This window comes from Neoroseomonas alkaliterrae, assembly GCF_014199195.1.
Lineage (GTDB): Bacteria > Pseudomonadota > Alphaproteobacteria > Acetobacterales > Acetobacteraceae > Neoroseomonas > Neoroseomonas alkaliterrae.
Genome location: NZ_JACIJE010000005.1, coordinates 110,772 through 125,062, shown reverse-complemented (window position 1 = coordinate 125,062; position 14,291 = coordinate 110,772). Strand labels below are relative to the sequence as shown.

14 protein-coding genes are annotated in these 14,291 nt (G+C 73.2%); 12 read left to right on the top strand and 2 right to left on the bottom strand.

What is annotated here, in order from left to right; all coding sequences use genetic code 11:
- Nucleotides 1–45 precede the first annotated feature (45 nt).
- The 4 genes from FHS88_RS10250 (at nt 46) to FHS88_RS10235 (ending at nt 5,145) form a co-directional block, all read left to right on the top strand.
- Entirely contained in the window at nt 46–2,745 is a 2,700-nt protein-coding gene (locus FHS88_RS10250) for a valine--tRNA ligase (RefSeq protein ID WP_184484235.1), read from the top strand.
- A 23-nt stretch (nt 2,746–2,768) separates the two neighbouring features.
- Nucleotides 2,769–4,487 (top strand): dihydroxy-acid dehydratase, encoded by a 1,719-nt coding sequence (gene ilvD / locus FHS88_RS10245; protein WP_184484233.1) that lies wholly within the window; start codon nt 2,769–2,771, stop codon nt 4,485–4,487.
- A gap of 96 nt (nt 4,488–4,583) precedes the next feature.
- Nucleotides 4,584–4,805, top strand: a complete 222-nt coding sequence (locus FHS88_RS10240) for a hypothetical protein (RefSeq protein WP_184484231.1) — start codon at nt 4,584–4,586, stop codon at nt 4,803–4,805.
- 19 nt (nt 4,806–4,824) lie between these two features.
- Nucleotides 4,825–5,145 carry a hypothetical protein gene (locus FHS88_RS10235; RefSeq protein WP_184484229.1) on the top strand — a complete coding sequence of 107 codons (321 nt, stop codon included), beginning with the start codon at nt 4,825–4,827 and terminating at the stop codon, nt 5,143–5,145.
- A 6-nt stretch (nt 5,146–5,151) separates the two neighbouring features.
- Here FHS88_RS10235 and FHS88_RS10230 read toward each other — a convergent pair whose 3' ends face one another.
- Together FHS88_RS10230 and FHS88_RS10225 are read right to left on the bottom strand one after the other, a co-directional pair.
- A complete protein-coding gene (locus FHS88_RS10230; RefSeq protein ID WP_184484227.1) occupies nt 5,152–5,919 on the bottom strand; it encodes an exodeoxyribonuclease III in 768 nt (255 codons plus the stop codon).
- 97 nt (nt 5,920–6,016) lie between these two features.
- Nucleotides 6,017–6,370: a HesB/IscA family protein gene (locus tag FHS88_RS10225; RefSeq protein ID WP_184484225.1), complete on the bottom strand. Its 354-nt coding sequence runs from the start codon at nt 6,368–6,370 to the stop codon at nt 6,017–6,019.
- A 110-nt stretch (nt 6,371–6,480) separates the two neighbouring features.
- Between FHS88_RS10225 and FHS88_RS10220 the strand changes: the two genes are divergently transcribed.
- The 8 genes from FHS88_RS10220 to scpB all read left to right on the top strand — a co-directional run bounded on the left by FHS88_RS10220 (nt 6,481) and on the right by scpB (nt 14,289).
- Nucleotides 6,481–7,629, top strand: a complete 1,149-nt coding sequence (locus tag FHS88_RS10220; RefSeq protein ID WP_184484223.1) for a deoxyguanosinetriphosphate triphosphohydrolase — start codon at nt 6,481–6,483, stop codon at nt 7,627–7,629.
- Between the two features lie 88 nt (nt 7,630–7,717).
- On the top strand, nt 7,718–8,242 hold the full coding sequence (locus FHS88_RS10215) for a hypothetical protein (RefSeq protein WP_184484221.1): 525 nt from the start codon (nt 7,718–7,720) through the stop codon (nt 8,240–8,242).
- An 83-nt stretch (nt 8,243–8,325) separates the two neighbouring features.
- Nucleotides 8,326–10,164, top strand: coding sequence for an arginine--tRNA ligase (locus tag FHS88_RS10210; protein ID WP_184484219.1), 1,839 nt, complete (start codon nt 8,326–8,328; stop codon nt 10,162–10,164).
- Between the two features lie 33 nt (nt 10,165–10,197).
- Nucleotides 10,198–10,929, top strand: coding sequence for an SPOR domain-containing protein (locus tag FHS88_RS10205; RefSeq protein WP_184484217.1), 732 nt, complete (start codon nt 10,198–10,200; stop codon nt 10,927–10,929).
- Between the two features lie 61 nt (nt 10,930–10,990).
- A complete protein-coding gene (gene nagZ, locus FHS88_RS10200) occupies nt 10,991–12,019 on the top strand; it encodes a beta-N-acetylhexosaminidase (protein WP_184484215.1) in 1,029 nt (342 codons plus the stop codon).
- Complete coding sequence (locus FHS88_RS10195; RefSeq protein WP_184484213.1) at nt 12,019–12,729, top strand: site-2 protease family protein; 711 nt, start codon at nt 12,019–12,021, stop codon at nt 12,727–12,729. Before nagZ ends, FHS88_RS10195 begins: the two co-directional genes overlap by 1 nt.
- On the top strand, nt 12,726–13,487 hold the full coding sequence (locus FHS88_RS10190; protein ID WP_338146512.1) for a segregation and condensation protein A: 762 nt from the start codon (nt 12,726–12,728) through the stop codon (nt 13,485–13,487). The genes FHS88_RS10195 and FHS88_RS10190 overlap by 4 nt, the downstream gene beginning before the upstream one ends.
- Nucleotides 13,468–14,289, top strand: coding sequence for an SMC-Scp complex subunit ScpB (gene scpB / locus FHS88_RS10185; protein ID WP_408902380.1), 822 nt, complete (start codon nt 13,468–13,470; stop codon nt 14,287–14,289). The genes FHS88_RS10190 and scpB overlap by 20 nt, the downstream gene beginning before the upstream one ends.
- Nucleotides 14,290–14,291 lie beyond the last annotated feature (2 nt).

The window sequence follows — 14,291 nt, the reverse complement described above, 5'->3', positions numbered from 1 at the left end:
CGCCGCCCTTGACGCGGGGCGGCGGGCGGGGAAGGGATGCGCCCCATGCTCGACAAGTCCTTCGACCCCGCCGCGATCGAACAGCGCCTCTACGAGGGCTGGGAGAAGTCGGGCGCCTTCTCGGCGAACCCGTCCTCCCCCGCCCGGCCCTTCACCATCATGATCCCGCCGCCCAACGTGACGGGCTCGCTGCATATCGGGCATGCGCTCGACAACACGCTGCAGGACGTGCTGATCCGCTGGCGGCGGATGCAGGGGCGCGACGTGCTGTGGCAGCCCGGCACCGACCATGCGGGAATCGCGACGCAGATGGTGGTCGAGCGCCTGCTCGCCCAGCAGGGCAATGCCGATCGCCGCAGCATGGGCCGGGAGGCCTTCGTCGAGCGCGTGTGGCAGTGGAAGGCGGAATCCGGCGGGACGATCACGCGGCAGTTGCGGCGCCTCGGCGCCTCGCTCGACTGGCCGCGCGAGCGGTTCACGATGGATGAGGGCCTCTCGGCCGCGGTGCGCGAGGTCTTCGTCCGCCTCTACCGCGAAGGGCTGATCTACCGCGACCGGCGCCTCGTGAACTGGGACCCGAAATTCCTCACCGCCATCTCCGACCTCGAGGTGGAGAGCCGGGAGGTCAAGGGCTCGCTGTGGCACCTGCGCTACCCGGTGGAGGGCGAGCCCGGGCGCTTCCTGGTGGTGGCGACGACGCGGCCGGAGACGATGCTCGGCGACACCGCGGTCGCGGTGCATCCGCAGGATGCGCGCTTCGCCGACCTCGTCGGCCGGCGCGTCATCCTGCCGCTGACCGGGCGCGCCATCCCGGTGGTGGCGGACGAGCATTCGGACCCCGAGAAGGGTTCGGGCGCGGTGAAGATCACGCCCGCGCACGACTTCAACGATTTCGAGGTCGGCCGCCGGCACGGCCTCGCCATGCCCTCGGTGCTCGATGCCGAGGCGCGGGTGATGCTCGACGAGATCGCGCCCTCCTTCGCGGAGGTCGCGGGCGTGAGCGACCTTGCCTTCGTGCGCGGCCTCGCGGGGCAGGACCGCTTCGCGGCGCGCAAGGCGATCATCGCGCGGCTGGAGGAGATGGGCCTCGTCGAGAAGATCGAGCCGCACACCCATGCGGTGCCGCATGGCGACCGCTCGGGCGTGCCGATCGAGCCGCGGCTGACCATGCAGTGGTATGTGGACGCGAAGACGCTGGCCGCGCCCGCCATCCGCGCGGTCGAGACCGGGCAGACCGTGTTCACCCCCAAGCAGTGGGAGAACACCTTCTTCGCCTGGATGCGCGACATCCAGCCCTGGTGTGTCTCCCGCCAGCTCTGGTGGGGGCACCAGATCCCGGCGTGGTATGCGCCCGACGGCGAGGTCTTCGTCGCCCATTCCGAGGAGGAGGCGCGCGCGCAGGCGCGGGAGAAGTTCGGGCGCGACGTCGAACTCACGCGCGACGAGGACGTGCTGGACACCTGGTTCTCCAGCGCGCTCTGGCCGTTCAGCACCATCGGCTGGCCGGAGAAGACGCCGGAGCTGGCGAAATACTACCCCGGCGACGTGCTGGTGACGGGCTTCGACATCATCTTCTTCTGGGTCGCCCGGATGATGATGATGGGTATCCACTTCATGGGCGAGGTGCCGTTCCGCACCGTCTGCATCCATGGCCTGGTGCGCGACGAGAAGGGGCAGAAGATGTCCAAGTCGCGCGGCAACGTCATGGACCCGCTGGAGCTGATCGACGCCTATGGCGCGGACGCGGTGCGCTTCACCCTCTGCGCGCTGGCGGGCCCCGGGCGCGACATCAAGCTCGCGAAGCAGCGCATCGAGGGCTACCGGGCCTTCGCCACCAAGATCTGGAACGCCGCGCGGTTCTGCGAGATGAACGGCATCGCCCCGCGCAGGGACTTCGACCCGGCCTCGTCGCGCCTGCCGCTCTCGCGCTGGATCCTCGATGCCGCCAATGCCGCGGTGGCGGAGGCCAACGCCGCGCTCGAGGCCTTCCGCTTCGACGAGTATGCCGGCGCCTGCTACCGCTTCACCTGGAACACCTTCTGCGACTGGTTCCTCGAATTCGCCAAGCCCGTGCTGAACGGCCCGGACGGGCCGGAGAAGGAGGAGGTGAAGGGCGCCGCGCAGCATGTGCTCGGCACCATCCTGCGCCTGCTCCATCCCGTGATGCCCTTCATCACGGAGGAGCTGTGGCACCGCATGGGCTATGGCGCCGAGGGCTCGCTCATCCGCACCGCCTGGCCCGAGCCGGTGCCGGTCGAGGGCGCGGCCGAGGCGCGCGCGGAGCTGGACTGGGTGGTGCGGCTGGTCTCCGAGGTGCGCACGGTGCGCTCGGAGATGAACGTCGCGCCGTCCGTCACCGTGCCGCTGCTGCTCGCCGGCGCCTCGGGCGAGAGCCTGGGCCGCGCGAGGCGCTGGGAGGAGGCGATCAAGCGCCTCGGCCGCGCCACCGAGATCCGCGAACTGGCCGGCGAACCGCCGAAGGGCGCGGTGCAGGCCGTTCTGGGCGAGGCCACGATCATGCTGCCGCTGGCCGACGTGATCGACCTCGCCGCCGAGCGCGCGCGGCTGGCCAGGGAACGCGCCCGCATCGCCGGCGAGGCCGAGAAGATCGCAGCCAAGCTCGGCAACGAGACCTTCGTCTCCCGCGCGCCGGAGGAGGTGGTCGAGGAGAACCGCGAACGCCTCGCCGCCGCGCGCACCGAGATGGCGCGGCTCGACGCCGCCATCGCCCGCATTTCCGCCTGATCGAGAGAACCAGAGGAACCGCCATGCCGACCTGGGACAAGTCCCGCCTGCCGAGCCGCCACACCACCATGGGCCCGGAGCGCGCGCCGCATCGCTCCTACTACTACGCCATGGGCCTGACGGCCGAGGAGATCGCCGCCCCGCTGGTCGGCGTGGCCTCCTGCTGGAACGAGGCCGCGCCGTGCAACATCGCGCTCTCGCGCCAGGCGCAGGCCGCCAAGAAGGGTGTGAAGGCGGCCGGCGCCACGCCGCGCGAGTTCACCACCATCACGGTGACCGACGGCATCGCCATGGGCCACCAGTCCATGAAGTCCTCGCTCGCCTCGCGCGAGACCATCGCCGATTCCATCGAGCTGACGATGCGCGGGCATTGCTACGACGCGCTGGTCGGCATCGCGGGCTGCGACAAGTCGCTGCCGGGCGTGATGATGGCGATGCTGCGGCTGAACGTGCCGAGCGTCTTCATGTATGGCGGCTCGATCATGCCCGGGAAGCATCACGGGCGGGACGTGACGGTGCTCGATGTCTTCGAGGCGGTCGGCCAGCACGCCGCGGGCAACATGTCGGACGAGGAGCTGGACGAGCTCGAGCGCCACGCCTGCCCCGGCGCGGGCGCCTGCGGCGGGCAGTTCACCGCCAACACCATGGCCTGCGTGAGCGAGGCGATCGGCCTCGCGCTGCCCTTCTCGGCCGGCGCGCCTGCGCCGGATGAGGACCGCGACCGCTGGGCGGTGGAATCGGGCAAGGCGGTGGTGGAGCTCATCCGCCGCAACCTCCGCCCGCGCGACATCGTGACGCTCGATGCGCTGCACAACGCCGCGGCGATCGTGGGGGCCACCGGCGGCTCGACCAACGCTGCGCTGCATCTGCCGGCGATGGCGCACGAGGCCGGCATCCGCTTCACCCTGCAGGATGTCGCGGAGATCATGCGCAAGACGCCGCACATCGCGGACCTCAAGCCGGGCGGGAAATATGTCGCGGCCGATGTGCACCGCATCGGCGGCGTGCCCGTCATCATCAAGGCGCTGCTCGATGGCGGCTACATCAAGGGCGATTGCCTCACCGTCACCGGCCGCACCATCGCCGAGAACCACCGCGAGGTGATCATCCCCTCCGGCCAGGACGTGGTGCGCCCGACCTCCGACCCGATCAGCCCGATCGGCGGCGTCGTCGCGCTGCACGGCAACCTCGCCCCGGATGGCGCCATCGTGAAGATCGCGGGCATGACGAACCTGCGCTTCGAGGGCAAGGCGCTCTGCTTCGACTGCGAGGAGGATGCCTTCGCCGCCGTCGAGGCGCGCGCCTACCAGCCGGGCGATGTGATCGTCGTGCGCTACGAGGGGCCCAAGGGCGGGCCGGGGATGCGGGAGATGCTCTCGACCACCTCCGCGATCTACGGCCAGGGCATGGGCGACAAGGTGGCGCTGATCACCGATGGCCGCTTCTCGGGCGCCACGCGCGGCTTCTGCATCGGCCATGTCGGCCCCGAGGCCGCTGTCGGCGGGCCGATCGCGCTGCTGCAGAACGGCGACCGCATCGTGATCGATGCCGAGAAGGGCACCATCGACATGATCGTGCCCGAGGAGGAGATCGCGCGCCGCCGTGCCGCCTGGAAGCCGCGCGGGCACGACTACAACTCGGGCGTGCTGTGGAAATACGCCCAGCTCGTCGGGCCGGCGCATCTCGGCGCCGTCACCCACCCCGGCGCCGGCGCGGAGACGCATTGCTACGCCGACCAGTAGCCGGGCTAGACTGCGTTGCGGCTGATCGTGCCGCAACGCGGTGACGGCCGAGGCAGCGGGCCAGCCTCGCCGGCTCCGCGATGCAGGAGGCTCGGTATGGTGAAGCGTTTGCTCTGGGCGCCGGTGCTGCTGGGGCTTGGCGGCTGCGTGGTCGAGCCGGCGGTGGTCGCGCCCGCGCCCGCCCCGGTCTATGTCGCACCCACCCCCTACTACGCGCCGCCGCCGCGGCCGGTCTATGTCGCGCCGGCGCCGCGCCGTGTCTGGGTGCCGCGGCGATGCGACCGCTGGGGGCGGTGCTGGGGCGGGTATTGGCGCTGAGCGGGGAGGGCGAGGCAGCATGACGATGCGCGCCCGTTCCGCCGTTCTCCCGGCCCTCGCCTCGGCGATGCTGCTCGGCGGCTGCGCGGTCTATCCGGATGGCTCGCTCGGCCCGCTGCCGGCCGCGCCGCCGCCCGGCGCCACGGTGCCGCCGCCCGCGCCGCCGGTGGTCTATGCGCCGCCGGCCTATGGCTATGCCGCCTCGCCCGGCGTGCCGGTCCAGGTGGTGCCGGTGGCGCCCCCGGTCGTGGTGAGCCCGTCGGTAAGCCTCGGCATCGGCTGGGGCGTCGGCTACTGGGCGCCGTGGGGCTATTGGGGCCGTCCCCATCGCCGCTGGTAGCGGCGGTCAGCGAAGGGTCGCGATCACCGGCGTGTGGTCGGAGGGCTGGGCCTCGCTGCGCGGCATCGTGTCCACCTCGCAGGATTCCAGTCGTTCGGCCAGGTCCGGGCTCAGCAGCACGTGGTCGATGCGCAGGCCGCGGTTGATCTCGAAGGCCGCGCCGTAGTCCCAGTAGGTGAACAGCGTCTCGGCCGGATGCAGCGCGCGCAGCGCGTCCGTCAGGCCGAGATGCAGCAGCGCGCGGAAGCGGGCCCGGACTTCGGGGCGGACCAGGGCATCGGTCGGCGGCAGCGCGCCGGGGGCGAGGTCGGCCTCGGTCGGGCACACGTTGAAATCGCCGAGGATCGCGAAGGGCAGGAAGGCGTCCAGGCGATCGGCCGCGACCGCGCGCAGGCGGTCCATCCAGGCGAGCTTGTAGGCGAAGCCGGCCTCGCCGCCCGAATTGCCGTTGGGCAGGTAGATGCCGGCGGCGTGGATCCCGCCTGCGCGCACCTCGATGTAGCGGGCCTGGCCGTCCTCGGGGTCGCCCGGCAGGGCTTCGGCGACCACGTCGAAGGGCACGCGCGCGAGCACGGCGACGCCGTTGCGGCCGCCGGCCTGGCCCACCGCATGGGTGCGGTAGCCCAGCGCCTCGAATTCCATGGCCGGAACCTGTTCGGGCGTGCAGCGCGTCTCCTGCAGGAACAGCAGGTCGGGCTGCCGGCGCTCCAGGAAGCGCGCGACATGGCCGGCGCGCTGGCGGATCGAGTTGACGTTGAAGGTGGCGAGCCTCATGGCGACCATCCGGCGGAAGAAAGGACCTTCTCCCGCCGCGCCCCCCTCGACCTTTTCCCGAACCGGGTCGGCGGGGAGGGGGCGGCTGCGGTGGACGTCATCCGACCGAGAAGGATGTGCCGCAGCCGCAGGCCGAGACCGCCTGCGGGTTGCGGATGGCGAAGTGCGCGCCGATCAGCTCCTCGGCCCAGTCGAGCTCGGCGCCGGCCAGCAGCTCGAGCGAGACCGGGTCCACGAAGACGCGGCCCGGACCCTCGCCCACCACCAGATCCTCCTCGGAAGGCTCGTCCTCGAGGCCGAAGCGGTACTGGAAGCCCGAGCAGCCGCCCGCCTCGACGGACAGGCGCAGCCCGGCGCCGGGGCGGCCCTCGCGGCCGGCGATCTCGATGATCTGGGCGCGGGCGCGCTCGGTGACGCGGAAGGCGGATGCGGGGGTGGTTCCGTCAGGCATGGCGATGCGGACTCCTCGCGAGCAACATAGGGCCTTGCGCGGCCGCTTCCAACGCGCCGCGCGGGCACACGGTTGCCCGCCGGCGCGGCCCGGTGCTACGGCCCGCGGCCATGAGCCTCGCGCCCTATGCCGTCCGGCCCGAGACCTCCCGCGGCCGGCTCCATCCTGAGGAAGCGGGCGATCTGCGCTCGCCCTTCCAGCGCGACCGCGACCGCATCATCCACTCGACCGCCTTCCGGCGGCTCCAGTACAAGACGCAGGTCTTCGTCTATCACGAGGGCGACCATTTCCGCACCCGCCTGACCCACAGCATCGAGGTGGCGCAGATCGCCCGCTCGATCGCGCGGCTGCTCGCGCTCGACGAGGATCTCGCCGAGGCGCTGGCGCTGGCCCACGACCTCGGCCACCCGCCATTCGGCCATGCGGGGGAGGATGCGCTGAACGCCGCGATGAAGCCGCATGGCGGCTTCGACCACAACGCGCAGTCGCTCAAGGCCGTGACGCGGCTCGAAGCGCGCTATGCCGGCTTCGACGGGCTGAACCTGACCTGGGAGACGCTGGAGGGCCTCGCCAAGCACAACGGCCCGCTGCGCCGGCCCGCGCCCTACATCGCCGAATACGACGCGCGCCATCCGCTCGACCTCGACACCCATGCCAGCGCCGAGGCGCAGGTCGCCGCGATCTCGGACGACATCGCCTACAACAACCACGACCTCGACGACGGGCTGCGCGCGCGCCTCTTCACGCTGGAAGAGGTGGCGGCGCTGCCGCTGATCGGGCAGGCGCTCGCGGAGGCGCGCCGCGCGGGGCCGGATATGCCGCCCGAGCGCGCCGCGCCCGAGACGACCCGCCGCGTGATCGGCATGATGGTGGGCGATGTGGTGGCCGAGACGCGCCGCCGCCTCGCCGCGCTGCAGCCGCGGACGGTGGACGACATCCGCCGCGCGCGCGAGCCGGTCGTCGCCTTCTCCCCCGGCATGGCCGAGGCCAATGCGGCGCTGCGGGAGTTCCTGTTCACCCGGATGTACCGCCACTGGCGCGTCAACCGCACCATGGCGAAGTCGAAGCGCGTGGTGCAGATCCTGTTCAGCACGCTGCATGGCGGGCCGCAGATGCTGCCCCCCGCCTGGCGGGCAAGGGCGGGCGATCCGGGCTCGCCGGCCTGCGCGCTGGTCGTCTGCGACTACATCGCCGGAATGACCGACCGCTACGCGCTCGAGGAATACAGGCGCCTGACGGACCCGGACGTGCCCGGCTAGGGGCGAGCCGGGTGGGCCGGATACCCGCAATGGTTGTTGAAGCCGTCCGGCGCTTCTAGCATCCCGGCGGCAACCGGCGGAGGCGGCCATGAGCGGCCATGACGGACGATCGCAACGCACCAGGATCGCCCGGACCGACCTCGACATCAGGGCCAGTTGGCGGAACTTCGCGGCCGCCGAGCAGGAGGGCGAGCATGACGACCATGCGCCCACATTCCGCGCGCGCCTGGTCGTCGCCGGCGGCGAGCGGCCGGAGGTGTTCGAAGGCGAGACCGGCAAGGGCAAGGGCCACGCCGAGATGACGGCGCTCGACGCGCTGATCGGGAGCAAGGGCGCGGAAGGGGCGGCGGCGCTGTTCCGCGGCGGGCTCGTCTATGTCGAGGCTGCCGGCAAGCCGTGCTGCGTGCATTGCTCGACCCTGCTGGGCTTCCTCGGCGTCCGGCCGCTGAGCGGGGCGACGACCAAGACGCGCAACACGATGCTGGCCGGCGGCGCCTGGGGCCTGTCGGCCCGGGTGAAGGAGTTCCTCTGCGGGCCGTGCCACCTGACGATGGAGTCCATCAACGGGCTGGAAGCCAGCCTCCAGAGGGATTTCGACCGGCTGCATCTGTAGCGCGGGGCTGCCCCTCGGCGGGCGGGCTACGCCTGCCGCCCGCTCTGGCGTATCAAGCGCCCGATCCGAACTGCCGAGTCCCCATGACCGAGAACATCTTCACCCTGCTGGCGCAGGAGGTGCGCGGCGCGCTGGCCGCCCTGGTGCCCGACCTGCCGGCCGAGACGCTGGCGCGCGTGCAGGTCGAGCCGCCGCGCGAGGCCGCCCATGGCGACATGGCGACCAACGCCGCGCTGGTGGCGGCGAAGCCTGCCCGGATGCCGCCGCCGAAACTCGCCGCGGCGCTGGCCGAGCGGCTGCTCGCCCTGCCGATGGTGGCCGAGGCCGCGCCGGCCGGGCCGGGCTTCGTGAACCTCCGTCTGCGCGAGGATTTCCTGCGCGCCCAGATCCCCGCCGTGCTGCGCGCGGGCGAGGCCTTTGGCGACAGCACGCTCGGCGGCGGGCTCAAGGTGAATGTGGAATACGTCTCGGCCAACCCGACCGGGCCGATGCATGTGGGCCATTGCCGCGGCGCTGTGGTGGGCGATGCGCTCGCCAACCTGCTTGCCAAGGCGGGCTTCGCGGTGACCAAGGAATACTACGTCAACGACGCGGGCAACCAGGTCGCCGCCCTCGGCTGGGCGGCCTATTGGCGCTACCTGCGCGCGGTCACGCTCGACGCCGACGAGTGGAACGCCGAAGCCGCCGAGCGGCGCTTCGGCGTCACGCTGCAGTATCGCGGCGACTACCTCGTCGCGGTGGGCGAGGCGCTGGCCGAGCGCCACGGCGCGAGCATGATGCCGCAGCGGATCGAGGCCGGCGCCCCGCCCTCCGAGGAGACCGTCTCGGTCTTCGCCCCGGCGCTCGAGCGCGGCTGGCTGGTCCGCACGGCCTGGCTCGACACCGCGCGCGAGACGGCGGTGGCGATGATGATGGCCGAGATCCGCGAGGATCTCGCGCTGCTCGGCGTGACGCAGGACGTGTTCCTCTCCGAGCGCGCGCTGGTCGAGGCCGGCGCGGTGGAAGGCGCGGTCAGGCTGCTGCAGGACAAGGGGCTGATCTACGAGGGCGTGCTCGAGCCGCCCAAGGGCAAGACGCCCGAGGACTGGGAGCCGCGCGCGCAGACACTGTTCCGCGCGACCGATTTCGGCGACGACGTGGACCGTCCGTTGCGCAAGTCGGACGGGACGAACACCTACTTCGCCAACGACATCGCCTGCCATGCCGACAAGATCGCGCGCGGCCACGCGCTGCTGATCGATGTCTGGGGCGCCGATCACGGCGGCTACGTGAACCGGATGCAGGCGGCGGTGCGCGCGCTCTCGGACGGCAAGGTGCCGCTCGAGGTGGTGCTCTGCCAGATCGTGCACGTGATGAAGGCGGGCGAACCGGTGCGCATGTCCAAGCGCGCCGGCACCTACGTCACGCTGCGCGACCTGATCGAGGAGGTGGGGCGCGACGCGGTGCGCTTCACCATGCTCACCCGCAAGTCCGACGCGCAGATGGAGTTCGACCTCGACAAGGTGGTCGAGCAGACGCGCGACAATCCGGTGTTCTACGTGCAGTACGCGCATGCGCGCTGCCGCTCCGTGCTGCGCCAGGCGGGGGACCCGAAGGCGGCGGAGCTGGCCTCGGCCCCGCTCGCGGCGCTGACCGATCCGGCGGAGATGGCGCTCATTCGCCGCATCGCAGCATGGCCACGGACGGTGGAGGCCGCCGCGGCAGCCCGTGAGCCGCACCGGATCGCGTTCTTTCTCCAAGACTTGGCCGCGGACTTTCATGTATTGTGGAACCGTGGTCGCGACGATTCGACGCTGCGCTTCATCCGCGCGGAGGAACCGGAGGCGACCCGGGCCCGGCTGGCCCTCGTCGCGGCGACCGCGACGGTGATCCGCTCGGGCCTTGGCGTCATGGGGGTGACGCCCGTGGAGGAGATGCGCTGACGGGGCCGGGGGTCGGGCCCCAGGGGGTGGGGCGTGACAGACATTCCGGTGCCGTCCTATCGCATGCGGCCGTCGCATGGCGGCGGGCCGCCCTGGCGGATGATCGCGGTGGGCGGCGGGCTGGCGGCGATGCTGGTGGCGGGCGGCGCGATCGCCTGGGGCCTTTCGCGCGGCGGCGCGCGGACGGTGCCGCTGATCGAGGCCGATGCGCGCCCCTTCAAGGTGCGCCCGGACGATCCCGGCGGGCTGCGCGTGCCGAACCAGGACGAGCTGATCTTCGAGCGCAGCCGCGGCAGCACCGCGCAGCCGCCGCCCGCGCGCCTCGCGCCGGAGCCCGAGGCGCCGCGCATCGACGCGCTGCGCGCCCAGGTGGCGCAGCCGCCGCCGGTTGCCGCGCCGGCGCCCTCGGCCCCCGCCCGCGCCCCGGCCGCCGAGGCGCCGCCGCAGGCGGCACCCGCTCCCGCTCCCGCCACGGCGCCGGCCGCCGCGCCGCCCGCGCGTGTCGCGCCCGCGCCGAATGGCGCGATTCGCATCCAGCTTGGCGCGCTGACCTCGGAGGAGGCGGCGCGCGCGGAATGGGACCGCCTCGCGCGGCGGCATCCCGACCTGCTCGGCGCCTTCCGGCCGCAGGTGGTGCGGTTCGAGCGGGAGGGTCAGCCGCCGCTCTTCCGCCTGCGCACCGGTGGCTTCGCGGACATCGCCTCCGCCCGCGAGTATTGCGAGCGCCTGCGCGCCGAGCGGATTCCTTGCCTCGTGGTGCGCTGACGCTCCGGGCAGGGCGTCCGCGCCGGCGTCGGGCGGCCAGCCTGCGCGTCACGGCCCGCGCATGACCCCGCGCGCGGCGATCATCGGGCTCTCCGGGCCGCGGCTCTCGGCCGAGGAGGCCGCCCTGCTGCGCGCGCGACGGCCGCTCGGCGTCATCCTCTTCGCCCGCAACGTCGTGGATGCCGCCCAGCTCCGGGCGCTGACGGAGGAGGTCCGCGCCATCCTCGGCGCCGAGGCGCCGGTGCTGGTGGACCAGGAAGGCGGCCGTGTGGCCCGGCTGAGGCCGCCCGCATGGGAGGCCTGGCCGCCCGCCGCCGCGCTGGAGGGCGCGCCGGCGCCGGCCATCCTGGCCAATGCGCTGCTGCTCGGGGCCGCCTGCGCCGCGGCGGGACTCGACGTGGTCTGCGCGCCGGTGCTCGACCTCCGGATCCCCGGCGCGCATGGCGTGATCGGGGACCGCGCCTTCTCGGCCGATCCGGCCGAGGTCGCGCGCTGCGGCGCGGCCTTCGCGGCGGGGCTGCAGGCCGGCGGCGCGATCCCGGTCATCAAGCACATTCCCGGGCATGGGCGCGCAACGGCCGACAGCCACCACGAACTGCCGCGGGTCGGCGCGCCCCGCGCGGCGCTGGCCGATGATCTCCTGCCCTTCCGGGCGCTGGCGGCCTCCGGCGCCTGGGCGATGACCGCGCATGTGCTCTACGAGGCCTGGGATGCGGCGCGGCCTGCCACCATCTCCCCCGCCGTGATAGGGGACATCATCCGCGGCGAGGTGGGGTTCGACGGCGTGCTGGTGACGGACGATCTCGCCATGGGGGCACTCAAGGGCGCCTCGAACGATCTGGCGGCGGCGGCGCTCTCGGCCGGCTGCGACATCGTGCTGCATTGCACGGGCCGCTTGGCGGACAGCGCGGCGGTGCTGGCCGACTGCCCGGCGCTGACCGACCGCGCGGCGGAACGGCTTGCGGCGGCGCGTCTCGCCCGGGATGCGCTGCGTGACCGCGACCCGGCGCGTCTGCGGGCGCTGCGCGACGCCGCGCTGCGCGCCCCCGCGGCGGTGGCGGGCGACGACCCGACGGCCCGGCCCGCCTGATGCCCGCCTGGCTGCCGGAGGTGGCCGCGGCGGTGATCGCCGTGGTCCTCGCCATCACCCTGCACGAGGCGGCGCATGGCTATGCCGCGCGCGCGCTCGGGGACGACACGGCCGAGCGGATGGGGCGGATCAGCCTCAATCCCTTCCGCCATGTGGACCCGGTGGGCACGCTGCTGGTGCCGGGGGTGATGATCCTGGGCCAGTTGCTGACCATCGGCCAGATCCAGGGGCTGTTCGGCTGGGCCAAGCCGGTGCCGGTGGACATCTGGCGCCTGCGCGACCCGCGGATGGGGATGGTGCTGGTGGCGGCCGCGGGGCCGGCGGTGAATGCCGTGCTGGCCTTCGCCTCGGCGCTGCTGGCCCATGCGGTGATCGGCGGGCAGGCCATGCTGGGGCCCGAGGCGACGGGCTTCCTGCTGCGCTTCGTGGCGCTGTCCATGCTCGCGAATCTGGTGCTCGGGCTGTTCAACCTGATCCCGCTGCCGCCGCTCGACGGCGGGCGGATCATGGTGGGGCTGCTGCCGCGCGGGCCGGCCATCGCGCTGGCGCGTGTCGAGCCCTATGGACTCCTGATCGTCATCCTGGGCCTTTTCGTCCTGCCCATGGCCGTGCCGGCCTGGGACCCCATGGGGTGGTTCGTCCGCGGCATCGTCGCGCCGGTCTTCGATACCGTGCTGTGGCTCGCCGGGCATGGAGGCATCGGGCGGTGAGCGAGTCGCTGCACCTGCGGCTGGACGGGTTCGAGGGGCCGCTCGATCTGCTGCTCGAACTCGCGCGGGCGCAGAAGGTGGACATCGCCCGCATCTCGATCGTGGCGCTGGTGGACCAGTATCTCGCCGTGATCGAGGGCGCGCGCAGGGTGCGCCTCGAACTCGCCGCCGACTGGCTGGTGATGGCCGCCTGGCTCGCCTGGCTGAAATCGCGCCTGCTCGTGCCGCCCGATCAGGCCGAGGGCGAGGATGCCGAGGCGCTGGCCGAGACGCTGACCGAGAGGCTGGCGGAACTGGAGCGGATGCGGGCCGCGGCGTTGTGGCTCAACCGCCGCCCCTGGCTGGGCCACGATGTCTTCCCGCGCGGCGCGCCCGAGAGCCTGCGCGTCGAGGACCGCTCCGGCCTGCATGCCGACCTGCCCTCGCTGCTGCAGGCCTATGTGGCGGCGCGGCGGCGGGCGCTGGCGCGGCGCCCCTACCGGCCCAAGCCGCGCAAGCTGTTCACCGTGCAGGAGGCGCTGGAGCGGCTCGGCCGGCTGGTCGGCGCGCTGCCCTCCTGGTCCGTGCTGCAGGGCTTCCTGCCGGAGACGATCCTCGATCCGCTCGAGCGGCGGGCGGCCCTTGCCAGCACGCTCGTGGCAGGCTTGGAGATGGCCCGCGGCGGCGGCATCGAGTTGCGCCAGGAGGAGGCCTTCGGCCCGATCCTGGTGCGCCGCCGGCCGGAGGAGGATGCCGCGGATGACCAACCAGCAGGCTGAGGAGCAGGGGACGCCGTCCGGGCCGCCCGCCGAGCCCGAGGCCCTGCCGCCCATGCCCGCCGAGCCGGACGGGGTGGCGCCCGGCGCCGCCGCCGAGGCCGATGGCGGCGGCGAGGCGCCGGGCGCTGGCGACGGCGGCGCTGCCGGGGAGGGGGCCGGCGACGCCGCCGCGACCGGGGAGGCCCCGGCCGATCCGGCGCTGCTGGCCGAGGCGGTGCGGCTCGCGGAAGCCCTGGTCTTCGCCTCGGACCGCCCGGTCTCGCCGGCCATGCTCGCCGCCGTTCTGCCCGGCGGGCTGTCGCCTGCCGCCGTGATGGCCGCACTGGCCGAGGCCTGCGAGGGGCGCGGCGTGGTGCTGGCCGAGGTCGCGGGCGGCTGGGCCTTCCGCACCGCGCCCGACCTCGCGCCACGGCTGACCAAGGTGGTGCAGGCACCGCGCCGGCTGCCCCGCGCGGCGATGGAGGCGCTGTCCATCGTCGCCTACCACCAGCCCTGCACCCGCGGCGAGATCGAGGAGATCCGCGGCGCGGCGCTCGCGCAGACGACGCTCGAGGCGCTGCTGGAACTCGGCCTGATCGCCCCGCGCGGGCGGCGCGAGGTGCCGGGCCGGCCCACGCTGTGGGGGACGACGCCCAAATTCCTCGAGCAGTTTGCGCTGAAATCCCTGGGCGACCTGCCGCGCAAGGAGGAGTTGGTGACCGCCGAGACCGGCCCCGCCCTGCCCGGCCTCGCCCCCGGGGCGCCGTCCGGCGCGGAGGACGGCGATGCGCCCGCGCCCGGCGGGAGGGCAGGGGAGGCATGAGG